The following is an 18,804-nucleotide window of genomic DNA, read 5'->3' on the forward strand; positions in this document are numbered from 1 at the left end:
TAGGTCACGCAAGCTTCCACCCAGTTTGGTGGCTTTTTGTTGTGCCCTCCTCGCTCAAAGCCAGATCAAGGAGAACAATGTTCCTGACTACTCCGTCACTGCAACTCGATCCGTTATGGCAGCTCAGTGCCGATTATGCGGCAGACCCTCGCAGTGCGCGTCTCAACCTCATAATCGGAGTATATCGAGATGAGAATGGTGACTGTCCGACCATGCCTTCGGTGCGCGTTGCCGAGGGGAGGCTCGTGGAGAGGGCCCCATCCAAGGAGTACATCGGCCTCTCCGGCAATTTGGAATTCAATTCCGCGATGACCCAACTCATCCTCGGAGACGAAGAATTGGTATCCCGCGCCACCACCGTGCAGACGGTCGCCGGCACGGGGGCTCTTCGCCTGCTTGCGGAATTGATGTCGGCGACCGGACCGCACCGCACCGTCTACCTGGGCACACCGGCGTACGTGAACCATCCAGCGATCCTGCGGGCGGCGAGACTGAATGTTGTCGAATATCCCGTTTCACGCAACGGCACGATAGACGCAGAAGCAGTCTTAAGGGTCGCGAATTCTGCCCGTGCGGGAGATCTGATCCTTCTGCAGGGGTGCTGTCACAACCCAACGGGCCTAAGCATGCCCGGTTGGCTCTGGGATGAATTGGCTGATGTCATGGCAAGAAAGGGCGTGATTCCCTTTATCGACCAGGCATACTTTGGCCTGGGTGACGGGCTTGAAGAAGATCTTGAGGGTATGCGTCGGATGCTTCGCGTTGTTCCGGAAGCGATCATCGCTGTCAGCGCTTCGAAGGCATGGGGACTTTACAGTGAGCGGACCGGTTGTGCCATCGTCATCACTCGTGACGGCGCACAAGGTGACTATGCCCGTGGTGTGATGGAATTTGTGGCGCGCGCGGACTATTCGCAGCCGCCCGCTCACGGCGCTCTGGTCGTTGCGGAGATACTCAATGACCGCGCCCTTCGGGCCCAGTGGCGTGCTGAACTCGAGCAGATGCGCTCGCGTCTGACGCACCTGCGCAACGAACTAGCCGACGAACTCATTGCGCTCCCAAACGGGGATGCCTTCGCTGGTCTGCGCGAGCAACGGGGTATGTTCCTCAGACTGCCGTTTGATTCGGCACAAATGGACGCCCTTCGTGAGCAATATGGAACGTATGGCATTCCGTCCGGGCGTTTGAGCCTCGCGGGTGTGCCGGCATCGCGAATCCCCGAGTTGGCTACCGCAATTGCGTCCGTCGGTGCGCGCGTCGACATGGCCACCTCGAGATAGAACACGGAGAGATTCATTATTGGCATAATCTGCCATATAAAATACTCTTCTCGCAATAATAAGCAATTATTTGCCGTGTCTGGTTCTCTAGAATTGTGTCATCAACAAAAAAGTAAGGATCATTATGAATGACGAAGATTATCAGAAGAAGCAGGACAAATTGTTTGGCAACCATGCGCTGATGGTCACGCCGATGCAGCCTGACGGCAGCCTCGATGAGGACTCCACCCGCTCCCTGGTCGACTTTCTCATCGATAAGGGCGTGCACGGAATCCTGACACTCGGCAGTACGGGTGAAGTCTTCGCGATGACCGACGATGAGCGGAAACGCCTCGCCGAAGTGGTCATCGATCACGCGGCTGGACGAGTTCCCGTCGGCGTCGGTGTTGCGCACTCGTCCGCCGAAGCCAGCGCGACGCTGGCCAAGCACGCAGAGAATGCGGGCGGTGATTACATTTTCACGACGGGCCCGTACTACCATCCCCACAGCGCCGAAGGTGTTTTCCGCCATGTGAAATTCGTCGGGGACTCGACTGAACTGCCGCTGATGGTTTACGACGGCGGTGCCGGCATCGAGTTCAGCTTGCCGCTGCTGCGCCGGATGGCGGACAATATCCCGACATTGTTCGCCTCCAAGTTGTTCCTGCCCTACCCGGCCAAGATCGCCCAATACGGTGAAGCCACAAACGGTCGAGTCCAGGCTTGGGCTGGCCACGACCAGCTGAACTACCTGATGCTTCAGTACGGGGCCAAGGGGATGACGTCGGCTGCCAGTTGCGTGGTTCCCGCCGAACAGTCATTCATCTTTGAGGCCATCAGGGATGGAAATCTCGAAGAGGCTCGTAAGTCGTTCCACGACACCGTCGGCCCGCTGAACTCGATTGCCTTCGCGAACGTCCTTCAGTATCCCCAGTGCTATAAGCGGGCACTCAAATGGATGGGCGTCATTGAGCACGACGCCACCAAGGTGGTCATGGAGCCCATCGATGATGTTCGAAGCAGAGAGCTTCGTGCGGTGCTCGAACGCATAGGCGTGCTCACCGCATCATGAACCCAGGTGGTGGCCGGCGACATCCCGAAGCAGTTGCAATAATCGTCCTGGCTCAATGGCTGGGGACATCGCTGTGGTTCAGCCCCAGCGGGGCGGTGACGGACTTGTCACAATGGCTCAGTCTTGACGCGGGAGGGTTTGGGTGGTTGCTGGCCGCCACACAACTTGGATTCATCGTGGGAACGCTCGTGTCCGCTCTCATCGGGGCGGCAGACCGTTTTGCTCCGGAACGTATTTTTGCCGTCAGCAGTATTGTCGGGGCTATCCTCAATTGTTTTTGGATATGGACAGACCCGTCCTTCGGTACGGCCTGGATGGCCCGCTTCGGTGTTGGTGTTGCCCTGGCTGGGATCTATCCCATGGGCATGAAGATGATCGTGCAACGCACGGGAGGAAAACCAGGTTCGGCACTCGGCTGGCTTGTTGCCATGCTCACCCTCGGCACTGCCATGCCTCAGATTCTCCGGTTTGCCGGAGCATCCCTTCCCTGGCACTCTGTCATTTTGGGCGCATCCGTTCTGGCAGTGGTCGGGGCAGTCTTGATCCTTCTGATCCAGAAGCCGAACACCAGTCGGCCGGCTGCCCCAGGGCCGCGTATTCCTGGGTCGAAACCGCTGACCACTTTGCTGGCTCTACCGAGCTTCCGGTCTTCCTGTGCGGGCTATCTGGGACATATGTGGGAGCTGTATGCATTCTGGAGTGTCGTTCCAGTGCTGTCCCTTCACCTTGTTTCCAGTCAGAATAATGACAGTTCAGTCGCCGGGCTGAGTGCCGCCGTCATTGCCGCTGGCAGCATTGGCTGCGTCGTCGGTGGATTGCTCAGCCGGCGCATTGGCAGTGCGCCCGTCGCGGCCATTGCTTTGGCGAGCTCCGGGGCGATCTGCATCGTCTACCCGCTCATCCCGACCGAAGCACTCTTCATCAAGGCCGCAGTCTTGGGCATGTGGGGGTTCTTCGTGGTCGCCGACTCGCCGCAATTCTCCGCTATGACAGCTGGCTATGTTCCTCCTCGCTTGGTTGGCACCGCCTTGACTGCGCAGAACTGTGCAGGATTTCTGGTGACCGTAGTGAGCATCGTGTTACTTCAGGCGGGGATTGCCGTGTGGGGGGACTACGCCGTCTGGCTCCTTGCCCCCGGACCGGTGCTCGGGCTTATTGCCATGCGGCCGCTGCTGGCGCTCAAGCGGATGAGCGTGCCCGACCCTGCGAGATGATCCCGAATTACCGGGTACTGAACCCGGTAATCGACTGCCCCTTAAATCCCGCAGGACGCCGGACAGGTGACCTGCAGAAACAGGACTTCATATGCTTATCCCCGTAGACGACGTTCGTGCGACAGCAACCGACGCGCTCCTATCGGCCGGAGTATCACCGGAGAACACTGAGATCCTCATCCGATCACTGGTCGAGGCGGAACTTCGGGGATTTCCCTCACACGGTTTGCTCCGTTTGCCACGCGTTATTGAACGCATCCGGAACGGTGTCGCCGACGGTCATGCCACAGGGCAACACGTTTGGACCGCGTCGGCGCAGCTGAGCGTCGATGGGGAGCGTGGGATTGGACCCGTGGTGGCCCATCATGCCCTGGCCGCCATCTCGCAACGAGCGAAGACCACAGGTATCGCCGTCGCTTCGATCGCCAACAACAATCACATCGGCATGCTGGCCCTCTATGCCGAAGACATTGCCCGAGCCGGACAGGTACTTATTGGTTTTACGACCAGCGAAGCTCTCGTTCACCCGTGGGGTGGCCGAACGGCGATGGTGGGTACCAATCCGGTGACCATCGGGGTTCCTGCGAGCCCGGATCCGTTCGTAATGGACATGGCCACAGGACTCGTCTCAATGGGCAAGATCCACGACTATGCACATCGCGGAGAAGTAATTCCGGAAGGGTGGGCTCTCGACGCTGCCGGCAACCCCACCCACGATGCCGTCGCCGCGAAGTCCGGCGCAATCGCACCGTTCGGCGGGGCCAAGGGCTACGCCCTCGGTCTGGCCTTCGAGGTTCTGGTCGCCAGTCTGACTGCCACTGCCACCGGGCGTGACGTCGTCGGGACATTGGACTCAACAGAGGTCTGCAACAAGGGCGACGTTTTCATCGTCGTTGAGCCTACGAACTCAACTACCGCTATCTCAAACTATTTGGCTGAGATTCGAGGCACCGACCCAACAAATCCTGCCCACCCCGTGCTTGTCCCCGGCGACCGGGCGCTCCGCGTCAGGAGGTGTGGCCGGGAGCTCGGCATAGAGGTCGCTCCCGAGGTCTGGGGGCGCATCATTGAACTCCTCTCACCCATAAAGAGTGAACGCCGGAGGGGCTGAGCCGGGTGTTCGATGTTTTGTTCAAAGCGTTGTCGGCAGTGCTGCGCCACTCACACCTTCTTGTTCTAGTTCGCGGCGGTGGCCCGGATCGTGTCGACAATCGAATCCCACCCCAAAAAGTCCCTTGACAATAATACGGGCATCCACCCGGCGGGACGTGACCCGACAAACAGCGCAGCTCCCACTGCTTGGACACAAACACGAGACTCCGCGGACGGGAGGGTTTTATGCGATTGGCGCACTCTCCAGGATCTCTCCTGTCCCACGTAAAGAACAGGGGTAGCCGAATCTGCATACCTCTCAGCCGTACGCGTTTGCACTATGTGCGCGACTACATATTCAGGGAGCAAAGGTGGCGAAAAGAACCATGGTGCCACGGACTAACCTTTGAAACCATGACTTACGTAACAGTGAGGTTACCACGCTCTGCAGCGCTAATGCCGAGTGTTCACCGACAGGCAGAACCAGCTGAGCAAAGGATTGGACACCGATGAAAGCCGCTATGTGCACCGTTCCTGGCGCAACTGCCAAGGTACAAGACACAAGAAAAAAGAGTGAACCGATGCATGCAGCGGCAACGATGACGCTCGAGAACGCGATTGAGGAAACCGACGTCGTTCATCTGGCGAGAAGCCTTATCCGGATAGACAGCTCGAACTATGGGCCAGGGAAAGCCGAAGGTGAGGCTACTGCCGCTGACTTTGTTCGGTCCAACCTTGAAGAGGTTGGTCTCAAGTGCGACGTATTCGAAGCAGTACCGGGACGATCGAATCTTGTGGCCCGGTTTCCAGGGAAGGATCCCAGCTTGCCGGCCCTGCTACTCCATGGTCACCTCGATGTGGTCCCGGCGGACCCAGACGAATGGAGTGTCGATCCCTTCGGCGCGGAACTTCGTGACGGACTGATATGGGGCCGGGGAGCCGTAGACATGAAGGGGACCGACGCCATGATCCTGGCGTCGGTGAAGGACATGATCCGGAGTGGGCATCAACCCGCGCGCGATGTTGTCCTGGCCTTTTTTGCAGACGAGGAATCGGGCTGCTCGCTTGGTTCGGGCTGGATGGTCAAAGAGCATCCCGCTCTGTTTTCTGGTGTTGGGAACGCCATCAGTGAAGTCGGCGGGTTCTCAGTGGATATAGCCGGAAAGCGCGCGTATCTACTCCAGACCGGTGAAAAAGGTGTGCTCTGGGTGCGGCTCACCGCGGAAGGAACACCTGGCCACGGTTCTCAAATCCACTCCAACAACGCCGTGGTGAAGTTGGCCAAGGCCGTGGGAAGGATCGGTGATGCACAGTGGCCTGTTCAGCTTGGGAACACCACACAGGAGCTGATGAGGCGAGTAAAACTTCTCGCTGATCTTGGCCAGGACACCGACGCCCGCATAATCGCCGCAGCAACCGGCTTCGGGTCGCGGTTTATCGCGCCTTCCCTGCAGAATGTCGCAAACGTGACCATATTCAACGGGGGCTATAAGGAAAATGTGGTTCCGGGTCGCGCAACGGCCATGATCGACATTCGATACTTGCCCGGACAGCGCGACTCAGTTCTTGAGCGTATTGAAGAACTTGTCGGGAGTGAAATCCGCGTAGACATTGAATCCGATCTTGATGCCCTCGAGAACGATTTCGATGGCGATCTGGTCCGCGCCATCGCCGACACCCTTCGCCACCACGACCCAGAGGCCGAGCTTCTGCCCTATCTATTCCCCGGCGGAACCGACAATAAGCTTCTGTCGCAGCTCGGAATACGCGGATTCGGGTTTGCTCCTCTGCGGCTACCTGCCGACCTTGATTTTCCATCCCTGTTTCACGGAGTCGACGAGCGGATTCCAGTCGACTCGCTGGTCTTTGGCCAACGAGTCCTCACTGATCTTCTACGAAACTATTAAAGCCACCTGCATACTGCTTAGGAGACAATCATGACTGCTAGTTCACCATCAATAACACGCGAGGTTGTGGCGAGGAAGCCACGTCCAAGCAAAGGACGTCCATTGGCGAGCACCGGCATTGGAAACGCCATTGAATGGTACGACTGGACGATTTACGCCACGTTCTCACCGTTCTTCGCCACCCAGTTTTTTGATCCATCCGACCGTACCTCCGCCGTGCTGGCGACTCTTGCGGTATTCGCCGTTGGATTCATTGCACGGCCGTTCGGTGGGTTTCTCTTCGGCTGGATTGGCGACCGACTTGGCCGGAAAGTATCGATGACTCTCGTTGTCGGTATCTCATCTGCCGGCAGCCTCATGATCGCTTTGGCGCCGCACTTCGCAACCGTTGGGGCTCTTGCCTCGCTCGTCTTGCTCACCGCCCGTCTCCTCCAGGGACTGGCCCATGGTGGTGAGTTGCCTTCGGCCCAAACCTACCTTTCCGAGGTTGCTCCGCGTGAAAAGCGTGGCCTTTGGTCTTCGTTCATGTATGTGTCAGGCACGCTCGGCGTAATTGGGGGTTCACTACTTGGCGTGGTACTCAGCTCTGTTCTGAGCGCAGAGCAGATGGGGTCTTTTGGCTGGAGAATCCCCTTCCTCATTGGAGCCGCGCTGGGACTTTTCGCACTGTTCATGCGTGCCCGTATGCCCGAAACTGAAGCCTTCGAAGGGAACCGTGAAAAGACAGGTTCGCTGAAGAAGCCTTCAATCATTAAGGGAATCATCGAACACCGCAAGCAGGCTCTTCAGGTGATCGGCCTGACTGTTGGCCTCACGGTTATTTACCAGCTTTGGGCTGTATTTGCGCCCGCATTCGCTTCAAACAGTCTCAAGATTAACAGCGGGCAGGCGCTCCTAGCCGGGAGTATTTCGAATGTGGCATTCATTCTGGCCCTGCCTCTCTGGGGCATGCTCAGTGATCGAATTGGGCGCAAACCAGTCCTTCTCATCGGCGCACTCTCCGCAGCCGTCTTGCATTTCCCCATGATATGGCTGCTGCAAGATTCGGCCTGGCAGCTAGCCATTTCGATGTCGGTCATGCTCGTCTTTGTCGCCGCGATGGCATCCATTGTCCCCGCGGTCTATGCAGAACTATTCCCAGCCGACATCCGAACTACAGGTGTTGGTGTGCCATACGCCTGCGCGGTTGCCCTGTTCGGCGGCACAGCAGGCTACCTGCAGAGCCTGTTTACGGACGTAGTCCAGCAGGCCTGGTTGTTCAATCTCTACGCCGTGGTGCTCCTGCTGATCACTGCATTTGTCATCCGAAGCCTGCCTGAAACCAGAGCTAGAGACCTTAATGATTAATGGCTCGTTTGAGCGCCCTGGCTCCAACTACCCTCCACGGTGAAAGCCTCGAGAAGGGGCCGGTATCAAGCTAGAGATACCGGCGGACTTGGCTACACGCCTAGGGATTGGGTCCGTGGCGTTTCAGAGCTATCTTGACCTAAACCATGCAAGAGTCAGGTATGCCAAGCATGGAACGCATGATTGCCCACCATCAAGATCCTTCCGACACTGCTCCAGACAGCGACCCGCTGAGTGAGCTGCTGGCATCCTTGGCTGACGGCATGACCGCCGCGGCGTTCGAGAAGTGCCTTGCGGCCATCATGGCCGACGGGCACATCAAAGAAACGACCGTGGCGGCCGTGCGCCAGCTCAACGCGCGTCTAGTGGAGGTTAGTCGCAGGGAAGGCCTCCTTCGAGTCCTCTACGATACCGCCACAGACCTGACCGGCATCAGGGAAGTCGAGGTCATGTTGACCGCCATTGTCCGCCGAACCCGGGCTCTGATTGGAAGTGACATCGCCTACCTGAGCCTGAACGATTACGAGACAAAGGAGTCGTTCATACGGGTCACCGACGGTGCCGCCACGGCTCTGTTCCGTAACATTCGCATTCCCCTGGGTGAAGGGGTGCTGGGAGCTGTCGCAACCGGAAACTCTCCGGCCCAAAGTGCGGACTACCTGGCTGATACTTCCAAGTCACATCTGGAATTAAGCGATGCCGCTGTCGAGGCCGAGGGGGTCAGGGCGATCATGGGGGTGCCGCTGCGGGCCGATGGCCGGGTTATTGGTGCGCTCATGGTCGCGGACCGCCACGCCCACGTCTTCAGCCCGGATGACATTGCGTTTATGGGATCCATCGGCACCCATGCCGCCGTCGCGCTTGAAAATGCCCGGCACTTTAGCGAAATGGCCGACGCCCTGGACCGGCTTGACAGGGCTCAGAGGGAGAATCTGGCCCATGTTCAGATGCTGGAAGAGTCCTCGGCCCTGGACAAGAGCATGGTAGAAACGCTTGCCTCGACCGACAGCTTGCCCAACCTTTTGCGGGTGCTGACCGAAGCACTGGGGCGCGAAGTATTCGTGCTCACGTCCACCGGAGAACCACTGGCAGGACTGGCACCGAAGGGCGACTTTGGCAGCTCAGCTGCCTTGAGTGCTGCCGAGTCGTCTGCGATGTCCAAGCAACCCGTCTCCTTCACGCTGCAGGGAAACCTGTACAACGTTATGGCCACAATTGCTGGGGACCAGCACCTGGCGTCCATGATTGTGGCCGGTGAGATGGGTCCGTCCGGACTTGTCGTACTGGAGCGCAGTTCACTGGTGCTCAGTGCGGCGCTGCTCTTCGAGCGCACGTTCCAAGATGCGCAGTACCGGCTGCAATTGGAATTGATTGATGACCTGATGAACACGCGCGCCGTGGACATCGAAGCGTTGAAACGGCGTGCTGGGCGGTTTGGCTTGGCCGACGACGGCCAGCTTGTGGTTCGGTTGGTGGCCGTGAAGGATGACCAACGGCAGCGGGCCTTGACTTCCCTCAAGAGTCACATGCAGGGTAGGGCGGGCATTGCCGCACTACATGAATCCCACCTGTGCGTCATTGAACCGGCGGCAGATCGCAACAAAGCTTCCACAGGGGACACCACTGGGCAGGCGATCGTTGATGCATTGAAGCGGAGGCGGATCGTGGCCAGCGTCGGATCCTCGGGTCCCGTTGCGGGTTTTTCGAAACTCTCTGCCGCCCATGCAGAAGCTTCGGCAGTAGTGCGCGCGCTCCAGGCATTGATGCGTGACGGCGAAGCCGCCGACGGGGCTGCCCTCGGCACAACCGGGATGCTACTTGGCGCCATGGACAGCCCATTTGCTACCCAGCTGCTGGAAGCACAATTGGGCCCCCTGCTGGCCTACGACGAAGGCAGGGGAACTCAGCTGGCCCTGACCGCGTGGACATTTCTGGAGAATGACTCCTCCACGTCCACCGCAGCCGACACCCTCCATGTCCACGTCAATACACTACGCCAACGCTTGGAACGGATCGATGCCGTCATCGGCGCCGGCTGGCGGCGGGGTAGTCGATCACTAGACATCCATGTTGCTCTGCGGCTTTGGCGGCTAAAGTCCGCAGGACTTGGCGTCCGAAACCCTGACATGAGCATCAACAGCCTCAACTAAGACTCAGCACATGTGTGGTACTTACATACAATCTTCCCCAATATGTGATATCGCTCCATGGTGAAACGCTTCCCTCGCTGAAAACATGGTGCATGCGACGGTCGTGAACTTGCCGTTGAATCGAACTTGAGGAGCCGTCCACCATGTCATGCGAACACGAAACGGGTATTCAACCCACAACTTTTGGAGTCTTGCGACTGCCGCGGACCATTGTGGTCGGCGCCCAACAACGCTATGCGGTGGCCGCCATCGCAGCGGACCTGGGCCAGAACGTCCTCATCTGCACCGACCCGCGTCTGGCTGCCTCGGAGAATCTCCAAGAACTGGTCGACAGCCTGGAAGCCAGGAAACTGACCGTACGGGTCTATGGGGATACGCAGGCCGAGCTTCCCGTTCCGGGCATCATGGCCTGTATCAAGGAATTGCAGGGGCAGACGATCGATGTAATTATTGGCTTTGGTGGAGGAAGCTGCATGGACATGGCCAAAGTGGTTTCCGTGCTCCTGACCCACGGGGGTGAGCCCAAGGACTACTACGGTGAGTTCGCGGTTCCCGGGCCGGTCACGCCCGTCATCGCCCTGCCCACTACGGCCGGAACCGGTTCGGAAGCCACGGCAGTTGCCGTGGTGTCAGACCCCGCGTTGGGCATGAAAATGGGAATCTCCAGCCCCTACATCATCCCGTATGCCTCCGTCTGTGACCCAGAATTGACGTACACGTGCCCGCCATCGCTTACCGCGGCCACGGGGGCCGATGCCTTTGTGCATCTGGTTGAATCCTTCACAGCCGTCACCCGGAAGCCCACCAGCACCTTGGCCACGGAGCGTGTCTTTGTCGGGAAGAATGTGTTGGCCGATTCGCTTGCCTTGAACGGCATCCGGTTGGTGGGGCGGAGCCTAGTGACGGCATACAATGACCCCGAGAACATCGATGCCCGGGCGGACATGATGTTGGCGGCTCTTTATGGCGGCATCACACTCAGCAATGCGGGCACCGCCGCCGCTCACGCCATTCAGTACCCGGTGGGCAACTTGACCCACACCCCTCACGGAGTCGGCGTCGGACTGCTTCTGCCGTATGTGGTTCGGCACAACTTTTCCGCCATCATGCCCCAGCTGGCAGAGATTTCCCAAGCGCTGGGCTGCAGCATCGAAGGCCTGAGCACGAGGGAAGCAGCCGTGGCAGGCATTGACGCGATTGACGAAGTCCTCGCTGCCATTGACATTCCGGCCACTCTTGAAGACCTGGGACTCATGGAATCCCAGCTGGGCCAGGTAGCCAGATTGTCCCTGAACTCCAAGCGCCTAATCGAAAACAACCCGCTGCCGATGGATCTGAACGCCATCACGTCTATTGTGCAGGCAGCCTTCGTCGGTGACCGCACCATTCACTGCCCGCAGCCTCGCCCCGCCGCCGCGACCGTTCCCCGCACCAAGAAAAGGATCCTCCAATGACTTTCGCCGCTACCCAAAAACCGTTCGACATTGATGGGTTGATAGTGCCCCGTCAGCTCCTCATCGACGGAGCCTGGCAGGATGCCGCCGGCGACAGAACCTTCAATGTCACCAACCCTTCCGATGCCTCCGTGATTATGGGTATTGCCGACGCCGAGGTCGAAGACGGCCTGGTCGCCGTTGACGCCGCTGCCGCAGCGCTGCCCGCGTGGGCCGCCACAGCTCCGCGAAAGCGGGCCGACATCCTGAACCGCTGTTTTGAACTCATGATCGAGCGCAGTGAACAGATTGCTCGCCTCATCTCTCTGGAAAACGGCAAGGCACTCTCTGATGCCCGCGGCGAAGTGGCATACGCAGCGGAATTCTTCCGCTGGTACGCCGAGGAGGCCGTACGGATCATTGGCGAGGTGTCTACTGCGCCCTCCGGTACCAACCGCATCCTTGTCGAACACCAGCCGATCGGTGTCTGCATCCTCATCACGCCCTGGAACTTCCCGGCGGCCATGGCGACCCGCAAGCTTGCTCCGGCGCTGGCCGCAGGATGCACGGCCGTGCTGAAGCCAGCAGGCCTAACGCCCCTGACTTCCCTGGCGATAGCCCAGCTGATGATGGACGCCGGTGTTCCGGCAGGGGTGATCAACGTGATTACCACGACGAGGACCGATGGCGTCATAGCGCCGATGCTTGCAGATCCCCGGGTGCGTAAGCTTTCCTTCACCGGCTCAACCATTGTCGGTCGGCACCTGTTGCGACTTGCGGCGGACAACGTGCTCAAATGCTCCATGGAGTTGGGTGGCAACGCGCCATTCCTTGTGTTTGACGATGCAGACATGGATAAGGCCATCGACGGCATCATGATCGCCAAAATGCGAAACGGCGGTCAAGCCTGCACAGCGGCCAACAGAATCTACGTCCAACGCGGCGTCCAGGCCGAGTTGGCCGCTCGCCTCGCCCAAAGAATGGGTGCCCTCGTCGTGGGTTCCGGAACGGACCCGAGCACAGAGGTGGGCCCGCTGGTGGACGAAGCAAGTGTTAACAAGGTCCACGCACTCGTCCAGGATGCTGTGAATAAGGGGGCGTTCCTGTTGACCGGCGGCAAGCTGCCCACCGGCGCGGGATTTTATTACCCGCCCACGGTGCTGACTCACGTACCGTCTCATGCCCGCATGGTCAATGAAGAGATATTCGGTCCGGTGGCGTCCATCATCCTGTTCGATGAAGAGGATGAAGTCATTGCGGCCGCGAACGACAGCGAGTACGGGCTGGCAGCTTACGTTTTCACCGAGAATCTCCGCCGAGGTCTGCGCGTCGCGGAGCTTCTGGAAAGCGGCATGGTGGCCCTGAATCGGGGTCTGGTCTCTGATCCGGCGGCTCCATTCGGCGGCGTCAAGCACAGCGGCCTGGGTCGTGAAGGGTCCCATCAAGGACTGTTGGACTTCACCGAAACCAAGTACATTGCCGTCGATTGGTGAGGTACAGTTCCTGCGTCGGTGCAGGCCCTGAGACCGCAGGACGTCGTGAAAAAATGCCCGGCACCGCATTTCCCTAAGGCTCAGCCTTGTCGGGTGGCCTCGTCGCCGAAACGATCGTTGAGGTTTTGCTTTGCGGCGATGAAGGTGCCCTTCATCGGGGTCGCAGTCGCGGAAACGGCCGGTGTTTTTGTCGAAGATCACAGCCGCGTGATGGTCCCAGTGGTTGATCCACCAGGACGATACTGGACCGGCGTCGCAGTCTTGCACGCTGTCATCGGCTCCAGGCGGAACAGTTATCAGTGGAGTCCTATTCTGCAAATTCTGCAATAGGCACACTACTACTTGACATAATCGAACGTTATCGGCCACCGGCCGACCATAGGCGGGACATGGAGGGCAGCAATCCGCAGGAAGAAAGCGGCAGAGAATCCGGGACGGTTCGTGATGCACCTCCGCCTCGGCATCGAGGCCATCTCTGACCGTGTCCGCCACCACGAGGAACGCCTCCGCCACCTCGAACGAGAACGCAGGACCGGGACCAACTCCTAACCATCAAAAGATCGTTCGCCAGAGAATTGACCTCGATTAGCCGGTTAATGTGGCTACAACAGCATGGCCGAAAGTTTCTTCTCGATGCTCAAGAACGAGCGTGTTCATCGCACCGCATACGCTACAAAATCACAAGCTCGCAACGACGTCATCCGATATATCGAAGGGTTCTACAACAGCCGCCGCCGGCACTCCGCACTCGGATGTCGCCGGCCCAACGAAGTCCACTATGGTTATCAACAGCCAGCACTGGCAGCGTAGAAAAATCCACCAATTCCGCTGTCCAAAATACACGCAGCAGGTCAGTGTCGCCGGAACGGGCGAAGGCCAGTAGCTGTTGCATGCCTGACCGAATCCGAGCTTCTTTGCTACCCGAGACGACGTCTGGAAAGAGGTGTTCGGGGTGGACGCCGGCAGCCAGGAGGGCGTCAGTCTGAAGTTGCGCGTCCTGGTGGGCAGTGCTCATGCGCGTGTAGCCGAGGAGTGCCATGACCACAGTGCGCCGATGCATTTTGCACACCGAGATTCGGCCGTCCGAGAACGTCCGTGAGACCGCCTGTCTCATTTGGCCCACGGGGCGAATCCGAGACGTCTGAAGGATGGGATGACTTGTCGAGACATTCGAAGTTGCCGCTCTGATTGGCAATGATGCCAATGAAGGTCGGGCGCCCGTTTGTCTTGAAAATCAGTAGTTTTCTGAAGAATCCTAGTATCAGACACAAGGCCATGATCACGCCGTGCGGAACTCACCCGGGGGTCACAAGGTTTCAAGCTCTTCCCTAATGTCATCCAAGTGGACCACGATGATGACGGATTACCTCCTGACACCATGGAGCAGCATTTCCATGACCGAACCAATCAATTCCTGCGATGACTTGCCTCCCGCTGCCCAAACAAAGGTGTACACGTACACGCCGAGAAGTGACTCGACGAAAGCTAGGTCCATTTCACGAAACTCGCCATTGGCCTGACCATCACGAATGATTGCGTACCAAAGCTCCAGATACTCTCGCCGGCGCTCCAGCACGCGGAACTTTGATTCGTCGCTGAGTGCGCTGTACTCGCGCAGAAAGGCCATCCATGAGTCAAGGTCGTCGTCGACTGACGATCCTAGGTCGTTTCCCAGAGCTATGAGTCGATCGGCTGCAGGCCCGTCATGGGCCACAATCTTCTGCCCCGTATCGAGAACCCGCTCGATCGGGGCCAGCATCACTTCAAGGAGCAGCTGCTCTTTGCTGGCGAAATGATAGTAGAAACCTCCCTTTCCGATGCCGGTCATTCGAAGGAGTTCAGAAAGGCTAGTTCCGTGGTAGCTCTCCTTCGCAATCCACGATGCACTGAGCTTGAGTATCCCTGCTCGAGTGTCGTCGAACATTCGTTTCTTTTTCGCCAGCCGGATCCCCTCCAAATTATCTTAATTAAGTTCCGTCACAAAGCTAGCGCTCCCGGCAAACCCTGGGCTACAGTCTGAAGTATTCGAACGGACCGCATGGTCCGTTACCAGAACTGGGGGGCTGGCAAGGTGCAATCTTCTGTGGAAAAGCTGGCGCAGCGTCTGAGATGCGGGCCCAGGTGCACTGGTCTCGATACGCGCATCCTTGTGCACGAAGGGCAGAACCTTTTAACCTCAGATTCGCCAAATGCGAAACGACTGATTGACGCCGGCGCGTCTTGGGACTGGGTTGCGCTTTCTATTGACGCAATTGATTTCTGGGACTGCCACGTAGGAATGCTCGCCGATCTTGAAAAGGCTGATCATTTCCGAGTGGGACTTCATTGGAGCCGGAGCGCTGACAAGATCGTGCGGCCAATGGCCGCCGCGATCCTGGGTCCTGCTGTCCCTGACTTTTCCCCGGCCGCTGGCGAATTCCAACTTTGCGCCTTATCCGAGGGCAAGCCCGTTTCGGTCCCAACAGTGAATGCGGCGGATATCGCGCTCGACATTGCCGCTGCTTTCCTAGATCTATACCAAACCCAGCAATCACATCAGAAGGGCAAATAAATGGCACATTCACCTCTCTTCACGGGCGCACGCGCGCTTGCGGGTATTGCCGCAGTCGGGTTGTTGTTGACCGGATGCGCTGCAACCGCTTCCGGTTCTGGCTCGAATCTGGCCGTCAGTGGAGTTTGCGTACCTACGGAGGTCGGGCCTGGCGTGACTGACTCGGTGATCAAGGTCGGAACGACCATGCCGCTAAGTGGATCCGGTGCGGCGACAGGTATGGCCACTCGGGACGGCCAGCAGGCGTACTACGACATGGTTAACGCTGACGGTGGAGTGCAGGGACGACAGATCGAACTGACGGTTCTCGATGACGAATACGACCCCTCGACAGCACAGAGCCGCATGCGTCAACTGGTTGAACAGGAGGAGATCTTTGTTGTATCCGGGGGCGAAGGAACACCTAACTTCCTTGGGGCAGTCCCCTATCTCGAGCGCAACAAGGTTCCGGCGATCGCACCGTATGCCCCCAGTGACGAACTGGGAAATATGAAGAACCCTCATATCTTTATGGCTGCCGTCGACTACATCACCGAATTTGAATCGGTAACAAACTACATTTTGCAGAACGATTCCCCGAGTAGGGTCGCCCTTGTTGCAGTCGCTGGCAACGTCGGTGAGAACTCTGAGGCGGGTATCAAGAAGGCGATTGGCGACAAGGAAATCGACTTGCTCTACATCCCTGAGACACCCGGGACGACCGATTTCACGCCGATTGTGACGCAGCTGACCCAGGCCGGTGCGGAGTACGTCTATCTGGTCCTGACCAACGCCGACACAGGTGGCCTACTAAAGGCGATGGACAGAGTCGGATACACCCCAACGACGGTAGCGTGGGGCGGAATGAGCGACGAGTCATACATCGAAGAGTATGGCGATGTGTCGCAAGGGATGCTCGTTGCACTGGAGACCGCGAACTTGTCGACCGAAGACCCGACAGCGGCTGACTTCATTGCAACGTATACAGACCTGACGGGCAAGGCCCCGACCAAGTTCAACCAGCAGGGTTGGGTGCAAGCAATGATCACGACCGAGGCTTTGAAGAAGGCGAAGGGACTTTCCCGTCCCTGCGTCATCGAATCCTTGGAGAGCTTCAATGGTTTCGAGACTGGCATTTATCCCCCTATCACCTGGGGGGCTGACCGCCGCGACGGCGTCAAGTCTGTCGGCGTGGCCGTCATTGAAGGAACCACGCTCAGGGTTCTTCAGGACGTCAAGTAGTCGCCGGCACGGTGGCCCTCGGGGCTTCCTCTCGGCCAGCCGTCAACTTCAGCGCGACTCACCCTTGAATCGCTCGTGGCCGGGTAAGGATGGTTCCTGACCAATCCTGCTCGGCCGCGAATGAAGAGTACCAATCGAAAGGAACGGTGGATCACGGTGGAATCAAGCAATCCGTTCGGGCAGCTCATATTGGGAGGTCTAACCTCGGGCTTGCTGTACGCCCTCCTGCTTCTTGGCTTTATGGTCGTATTTCAGGTCAGTAAGACCGTGAACTTCGCCTTTGGCCAAGTGGGAATGGTTGCCGCATTCTCAGCGTGGTTCTTCTGGTCATCACTCGGACTGCCGCTTCCTGTCGCGATTGGGATAGGGGCAATTCTGGCCGTGGTTGTCAACAGTGCGATCGGAATAATCGTTATCACCAAGATTCCTGCTGGACGACCAGGTCTTGACCTAGTGGTCACCCTGGGTATCTTTCTCTTTCTCACGGCCGTAATGCAGCTACTCATTGACGCAAATGCTCACGCCTTCCCTTCTTTAGGGGGAGATAAACGGACGGTACTCGGCGGCGTTGTTGTCAATGCCAACGACGTGGCGATCATGGTTTTGGGGGTTTTTGTCATAGGGGGCGTCTACGTACTTTTCAGCCGCACAACCCTTGGTATGGAACTACGTGCGAGCGCGGAGAACGCGGACATCGCCGCCTCAGCAGGGGTAAACGTACGTCTCCTGCGGCTCGGTACTTGGACGTTTGCTGGTTTGCTCGCGGCGTTGGTAGCCGTCCTTGTTGCCAGCCGGCTTTCCGTCGATGCGTTCTACATGACTCCGGTACTCATCAAGGCATTTGTTGCCGGGATGATCGGCGGGATGGATCGGTTCTTTGCCCCACTCGTGATCGCCATCGGGATCGGGGTCTACGAGGCGCTCGCGATCTTCATCTGGGGATCGAGCGCCGGAACGCCGGCGGTCTTCCTTCTCATCATTATTGCGTTGGCAGTAATGCCCAAGCGATTCACTGCGGCCCGCCACGAGGTTCGAGCATGACCACTCAAATTCGACAACTGCCCGCGACCCCATCCATGATGAGCCCGCCACCTGCCCGGTGGCCTCACCTGTCGACAGTAGTAATTGTCGGTCTCATTGCGGCTGTTCCTCTCGTTTTTTTCGGGGACTACTGGATGTTCGTCGCCGCTAAAATCCTCGCCTTTGGTATTGCGGCTATGGGGCTCCAGATTCTCTACGGGCGGGCCGGACTGATGTCTTTGGCACAAGGCGCGTTCATGGGTGTAGGCGCCTACGCCGGCTATCTAGTAGCCCAAAGCGGCCTAGGACCGGGAATACAATTGCTGGCGGTGATCGCGGCTGCTTCTCTTGTGGCTCTCATTGTCGGTCTGCCGACGCTTAGATTGTCCCCGCTTCGGCTCGCGATTGTCACTCTTGCATTTGGCGAGCTCTTCAACTGGCTGCTCATAAATTCCACGGAATGGACTGGCGGCAGTCAAGGGGCGCCTGTAGAGCCCTTGATCATCTTTGGTTTCGACACGAGCTATCCCCTGGATGCTTACTTGGTGGCACTCGCCTTTGCGGTGCCACTGACGCTTTTTGCACTCAACCTTGGGCAAACCCACCTTGGACGACGGATGATGGCAATTCGCGACAGCGAGATGGCAGCCGTTTCTGTCGGGGTGTTCATACCTAAGACAAAAATCATCGCCTTCGTGCTGAGCGCCGTGTTCGGCGGCATCGGCGGCTGGCTCTACTCCGCCACGACGGGCTTTATCGCCCCGCCAGATTTCGATCTCTTCGCTTCCGTATTCCTTCTTGCGGCAGTGGTCATCGGTGGATCACGGAGCGTGGCGGGTGCCTGGATGGGCACTGCCTTCATCGTGCTGCTGCCAGAAGGCTTCAATCTGATCGGACAGCCGAACTTGTATGCCCTTGCGGGCGGATTGCTGTTGGCCACAACGGCATTGCTGCTTCCCGATGGTTTTTCTGGAGTCTTCGCCCATATCAAGTCCCTGATTACCCGCATGCGAGCACAGGAGGACCGAGCATGAACGCGACTGGT

Annotated in this window: 14 protein-coding genes and 2 pseudogenes; 14 read left to right on the top strand and 2 right to left on the bottom strand. The window is 58.4% G+C overall.

Going from position 1 to position 18,804, the window contains the following annotated elements; all coding sequences use genetic code 11:
* Positions 1–77 precede the first annotated feature (77 nt).
* The 10 genes and pseudogenes from E3T29_RS06780 to E3T29_RS20145 all read left to right on the top strand — a co-directional run.
* A complete protein-coding gene (locus tag E3T29_RS06780; RefSeq protein ID WP_134344769.1) occupies positions 78–1,280 on the top strand; it encodes an aromatic amino acid transaminase in 1,203 nt (400 codons plus the stop codon).
* Positions 1,281–1,404: 124 nt separating this feature from the next.
* Complete coding sequence (locus E3T29_RS06785; protein ID WP_134344770.1) at positions 1,405–2,331, top strand: dihydrodipicolinate synthase family protein; 927 nt, start codon at positions 1,405–1,407, stop codon at positions 2,329–2,331.
* Complete coding sequence (locus tag E3T29_RS06790) at positions 2,328–3,545, top strand: nitrate/nitrite transporter (protein WP_134344771.1); 1,218 nt, start codon at positions 2,328–2,330, stop codon at positions 3,543–3,545. Before E3T29_RS06785 ends, E3T29_RS06790 begins: the two co-directional genes overlap by 4 nt.
* A 91-nt stretch (positions 3,546–3,636) precedes the next feature.
* On the top strand, positions 3,637–4,656 hold the full coding sequence (locus E3T29_RS06795; protein WP_134344772.1) for an Ldh family oxidoreductase: 1,020 nt from the start codon (positions 3,637–3,639) through the stop codon (positions 4,654–4,656).
* Between the two features lie 490 nt (positions 4,657–5,146).
* Positions 5,147–6,544: a M20/M25/M40 family metallo-hydrolase gene (locus E3T29_RS06800; RefSeq protein WP_370449124.1), complete on the top strand. Its 1,398-nt coding sequence runs from the start codon at positions 5,147–5,149 to the stop codon at positions 6,542–6,544.
* 30 nt (positions 6,545–6,574) lie between these two features.
* Entirely contained in the window at positions 6,575–7,891 is a 1,317-nt protein-coding gene (locus tag E3T29_RS06805) for an MFS transporter (protein WP_134344773.1), read from the top strand.
* A 170-nt stretch (positions 7,892–8,061) separates the two neighbouring features.
* On the top strand, positions 8,062–10,041 hold the full coding sequence (locus tag E3T29_RS06810) for a GAF domain-containing protein (protein WP_166789813.1): 1,980 nt from the start codon (positions 8,062–8,064) through the stop codon (positions 10,039–10,041).
* Between the two features lie 143 nt (positions 10,042–10,184).
* Positions 10,185–11,495 (top strand): iron-containing alcohol dehydrogenase, encoded by a 1,311-nt coding sequence (locus E3T29_RS06815; RefSeq protein WP_134344775.1) that lies wholly within the window; start codon positions 10,185–10,187, stop codon positions 11,493–11,495.
* A complete protein-coding gene (locus E3T29_RS06820) occupies positions 11,492–12,967 on the top strand; it encodes an NAD-dependent succinate-semialdehyde dehydrogenase (protein WP_134344776.1) in 1,476 nt (491 codons plus the stop codon). The genes E3T29_RS06815 and E3T29_RS06820 overlap by 4 nt, the downstream gene beginning before the upstream one ends.
* A gap of 597 nt (positions 12,968–13,564) precedes the next feature.
* Positions 13,565–13,777, top strand: a pseudogene (locus E3T29_RS20145) (IS3 family transposase); the annotation flags it as partial.
* A gap of 40 nt (positions 13,778–13,817) precedes the next feature.
* Here E3T29_RS20145 and E3T29_RS20455 read toward each other — a convergent pair.
* Both E3T29_RS20455 and E3T29_RS06840 read right to left on the bottom strand, forming a co-directional pair.
* Positions 13,818–14,081, bottom strand: a pseudogene (locus tag E3T29_RS20455) (recombinase family protein); the annotation flags it as partial.
* 249 nt (positions 14,082–14,330) lie between these two features.
* Positions 14,331–14,891 carry a TetR/AcrR family transcriptional regulator gene (locus tag E3T29_RS06840; RefSeq protein ID WP_134344778.1) on the bottom strand — a complete coding sequence of 187 codons (561 nt, stop codon included), beginning with the start codon at positions 14,889–14,891 and terminating at the stop codon, positions 14,331–14,333.
* A gap of 114 nt (positions 14,892–15,005) precedes the next feature.
* Between E3T29_RS06840 and E3T29_RS06845 the strand changes: the two genes are divergently transcribed.
* From E3T29_RS06845 to E3T29_RS06860, 4 genes are all read left to right on the top strand, one after another.
* Positions 15,006–15,518: a hypothetical protein gene (locus tag E3T29_RS06845; RefSeq protein ID WP_134344779.1), complete on the top strand. Its 513-nt coding sequence runs from the start codon at positions 15,006–15,008 to the stop codon at positions 15,516–15,518.
* A complete protein-coding gene (locus E3T29_RS06850) occupies positions 15,519–16,739 on the top strand; it encodes an ABC transporter substrate-binding protein (RefSeq protein ID WP_134344780.1) in 1,221 nt (406 codons plus the stop codon).
* A 156-nt stretch (positions 16,740–16,895) separates the two neighbouring features.
* A complete protein-coding gene (locus E3T29_RS06855) occupies positions 16,896–17,780 on the top strand; it encodes a branched-chain amino acid ABC transporter permease (protein ID WP_166789814.1) in 885 nt (294 codons plus the stop codon).
* The gene (locus E3T29_RS06860) at positions 17,777–18,793 is read left to right on the top strand and encodes a branched-chain amino acid ABC transporter permease (protein ID WP_134344781.1); all 1,017 of its coding nucleotides are present in this window, start codon (positions 17,777–17,779) and stop codon (positions 18,791–18,793) included. Before E3T29_RS06855 ends, E3T29_RS06860 begins: the two co-directional genes overlap by 4 nt.
* The last annotated feature ends 11 nt before the right edge of the window (positions 18,794–18,804 follow it).

The organism is Cryobacterium sp. TMT1-66-1, from assembly GCF_004403435.1.
Taxonomy (GTDB): Bacteria; Actinomycetota; Actinomycetes; order Actinomycetales; family Microbacteriaceae; genus Cryobacterium; species Cryobacterium flavum.

What these genes read in the sequence shown, in the direction of transcription:
- E3T29_RS06780 (WP_134344769.1), top strand. Translation starts at nt 78, where the DNA reads ATGTTCCTGACTACTCCGTCACTGCAACTCGATCCGTTATGGCAGCTC.
- E3T29_RS06785 (WP_134344770.1), top strand. Translation starts at nt 1,405, where the DNA reads ATGAATGACGAAGATTATCAGAAGAAGCAGGACAAATTGTTTGGCAAC.
- E3T29_RS06790 (WP_134344771.1), top strand. Translation starts at nt 2,328, where the DNA reads ATGAACCCAGGTGGTGGCCGGCGACATCCCGAAGCAGTTGCAATAATC.
- E3T29_RS06795 (WP_134344772.1), top strand. Translation starts at nt 3,637, where the DNA reads ATGCTTATCCCCGTAGACGACGTTCGTGCGACAGCAACCGACGCGCTC.
- E3T29_RS06800 (WP_370449124.1), top strand. Translation starts at nt 5,147, where the DNA reads ATGAAAGCCGCTATGTGCACCGTTCCTGGCGCAACTGCCAAGGTACAA.
- E3T29_RS06805 (WP_134344773.1), top strand. Translation starts at nt 6,575, where the DNA reads ATGACTGCTAGTTCACCATCAATAACACGCGAGGTTGTGGCGAGGAAG.
- E3T29_RS06810 (WP_166789813.1), top strand. Translation starts at nt 8,062, where the DNA reads ATGGAACGCATGATTGCCCACCATCAAGATCCTTCCGACACTGCTCCA.
- E3T29_RS06815 (WP_134344775.1), top strand. Translation starts at nt 10,185, where the DNA reads ATGTCATGCGAACACGAAACGGGTATTCAACCCACAACTTTTGGAGTC.
- E3T29_RS06820 (WP_134344776.1), top strand. Translation starts at nt 11,492, where the DNA reads ATGACTTTCGCCGCTACCCAAAAACCGTTCGACATTGATGGGTTGATA.
- E3T29_RS06840 (WP_134344778.1), bottom strand. Translation starts at nt 14,891, where the DNA reads ATGTTCGACGACACTCGAGCAGGGATACTCAAGCTCAGTGCATCGTGG.
- E3T29_RS06845 (WP_134344779.1), top strand. Translation starts at nt 15,006, where the DNA reads ATGGTCCGTTACCAGAACTGGGGGGCTGGCAAGGTGCAATCTTCTGTG.
- E3T29_RS06850 (WP_134344780.1), top strand. Translation starts at nt 15,519, where the DNA reads ATGGCACATTCACCTCTCTTCACGGGCGCACGCGCGCTTGCGGGTATT.
- E3T29_RS06860 (WP_134344781.1), top strand. Translation starts at nt 17,777, where the DNA reads ATGACCACTCAAATTCGACAACTGCCCGCGACCCCATCCATGATGAGC.